The 2,579-nt window shown below is 71.0% G+C and carries 2 protein-coding genes and 1 pseudogene; 2 read left to right on the plus strand and 1 reads right to left on the minus strand.

Annotated features, from left to right (window positions below):
- Window positions 1–110: 110 nt before the first annotated feature.
- The gene (locus KBX53_RS29265) at window positions 111–608 is read right to left on the minus strand and encodes a YcxB family protein (RefSeq protein ID WP_030333798.1); all 498 of its coding nucleotides are present in this window, start codon (window positions 606–608) and stop codon (window positions 111–113) included.
- Window positions 609–705: 97 nt separating this feature from the next.
- Here KBX53_RS29265 and KBX53_RS29270 point away from each other — a divergent pair, with 97 nt between their 5' ends.
- Window positions 706–1,665, plus strand: coding sequence for a PaaX family transcriptional regulator C-terminal domain-containing protein (locus KBX53_RS29270; protein ID WP_210862840.1), 960 nt, complete (start codon window positions 706–708; stop codon window positions 1,663–1,665).
- Between the two features lie 278 nt (window positions 1,666–1,943).
- Window positions 1,944–2,579: pseudogene (locus tag KBX53_RS29275) on the plus strand (cellulose-binding protein); the annotation flags it as partial.

Genomic DNA, 2,579 nt, shown 5'->3' on the forward strand with positions numbered 1-2,579 from the left:
GTGCATCTCCGTCGAGGATAGGTAGCCGTCGCCGATCAGGGGCGCGGATGCCGACACGGCGGCCCGATTCCGCGACGCTGGCGTGCCGCTTTCCGGCACGCCAGCCGGGCTCACCGATGTCCCAGCAGCCCTCGTTCGGTCAGGTGGGCGCGCAACGTCTCGGCGTCCTCGGCGGCCATCAGCCAGCGCGGGATCACGGTCGCCGGCATCCGGCCGACGTACACGACCCAGAAATCTCCGACGTCGCGCACCTGGTCGACCCCGTCCCAGGCGATGCCACCGGACTCGGAGCCGCTGCGCATCATGATGTTGTCATCGGTGATGTCGTACGCGCCCGCGACGGCGTAGCGGCCGGAGCGGCGTCGGGCGCGGGCCAGCACCCACGGCCGGTACAGCATCGACAGCACACCGGCAACGACCAGCGCGGTCCACAGCGGTGCACTCCGCTCGCCCCACCCGAACCCCCGCGAGATGACGAGGCCGATGACCCCGACCGCCGTCAGGACCGCTCCGATATAGCCGAATCTGCGGAGCCGGACGGCGCCGAGCGCGGCGGCCACCCGGCCGGGGTAGGCGGGATCGGCGGGGACGTCGAAGCGGATGTGCACGCCAGAACGATAGTGCCCTCGTCCGCCCCGGGCAGCGCCTTACCCCGCCCTGCTCGTGACGAGGCCCGTGCGCGTCGTGGTGCGGCAGTCTGGTGAGGTGAACCTCCACGAGCCCGCCGACGACGTCCGAACCCCCCGGGCCCAGGCCGGGTCCAGCCCGCAGCACCTTCTGACGACCCTGCTCGGCGAGTACCTCGACTCCGCGGAGGCCGACCTGCCCTCGACGGCGGTCATCGCGATGCTGGGCGAGTTCGGGGTCAGCGAGTCCAGTGCCCGTGCCGCGCTGTCCCGGCTGGTCAAGCGTGGTCTCATCGCCGTGCGGGGGAACCGCCGGCCGCCGGTCTACCACCTCACGCCGCAGGCGATCGCCAAGCACCGCTCCCGGATGCAGCACTTCCTGAACTTCGGCTCCCACCCGGCGTCCTGGACCGGCGAGTGGCTGTTGGCGTCCTTCTCCCTTCCGAGTTCCGGCCAGGCGTCCCGTCACGCGCTGCGCAGGTCGTTGAGCGCACTGGGCTTCGTGGGCCTGTACGACAGCGTGTGGATCCGGCCGGGGTCCGACGCCGCGCCGGTGCGGGAGGCGCAGCGTGCGTTGCTGCGGCACGTGGAGGGCGCCCGGTGGTCGGTCCTGCACGCCCGGTTCGACGAGGAGACCGGGCCACACGGTCCGGCCGCCGCGTACGACCTGACCGCTCTCGCCTCGGCGTACGCGAGCTTCGTCGCGCGGTACGCGCAGCTGCGGGCGGCCGCGCGCAACGGGGAGGTGGACGGGGCCCGGGCGCTGGTGGCGCGCACCTCGGCCATGGACTCCTGGCGGAAGTTCGCCGACGTCGACCCGGACCTGCCCGCGCATCTGCTACCGCAGCCCTGGCCCCGTCCCGAGGCCCGGGAGACCTTCCTGGACATCCACACCATGCTCGGCTCGCTCGCCCAGGCGCGTCTGGTCGAGGTGATGACGCCGCACTGGCCGCAGGCCTCGTCGTGGATCACCCATTTCCGGGCGTCGAGGAACCCCTCCCGCCCGGCGCCGATCGGCGGCAGACCACCTGTCGGCTGACCGGTCGCGGCCGGTCAGAATAGCCCAGACATTGACACTTTTCGTTACGAGAGTGATAGTAACTGCACACAGCTCCCATCGGATCGCCTGTGGGGACCGCGGCCGGGCGGTCGCCGGCGCCGGACGAGCGGGCAGTGGTGGCCGAGGGCACGGCCACCGCCCAGGCCGCGACGCGCCCCTGTCGACCAGACCCGTGGCCAGCGCCGACCACCTTCGTCGGGGTGCGGATGACACCACCACCCCAGGGAGCGCCACCGTGACTGTTCCTGGAGGGTTCAATGAGAAGGCGATCGAAGATCTACGCGGGCCTGGCGGCCGCCATCGTCCCGGTCACCTCCGTGATCATGGCGCTGAGCGGGACACCGGCGTCCGCCGCCGTCGGCGGCTCCGGCCCCTACCCGGCCGACTACGAAACCTCGACCACCCTTGCCAATCACACCATCTTCCGACCCCAGACACTCCCGTCCGAACGCCTGCCCATCGTCGTGTGGGGCAACGGCGGCTGCTCGGCCAACGGCCTCTCCCAGGGCAACTTCCTCCGCGAGATCGCCTCGCACGGCTTCCTGGCCATCGCCAACGGTGCTCCGAACGGGTCCGGCTCCACCACCTCCCAGATGCTCACCCAGTCCATCGACTGGGCCGTCGCGGAGAACTCCCGGCAGGGCAGCAAGTACTACAACAAGATCGACACGAGCAAGGTCGCCGTCGCCGGCTTCTCCTGCGGAGGCTTGGAGGCGTACGCCGTCTCGAACGACCCGCGCGTCACCACGACCGGCATCTTCAGCAGCGGACTGCTGAACGACGCCGACGACTACCAGCTCCGGAGGCTGACCAAGCCGATCGCCTACTTCGTCGGCGGGCCCAGCGACATCGCGTACCCGAACGCCATGGATGACTGGGGCAAACTCCCCGCC

Source organism: Micromonospora sp. M51 (assembly GCF_018070305.1).
Taxonomy (GTDB): Bacteria; Actinomycetota; Actinomycetes; order Mycobacteriales; family Micromonosporaceae; genus Micromonospora; species Micromonospora parva.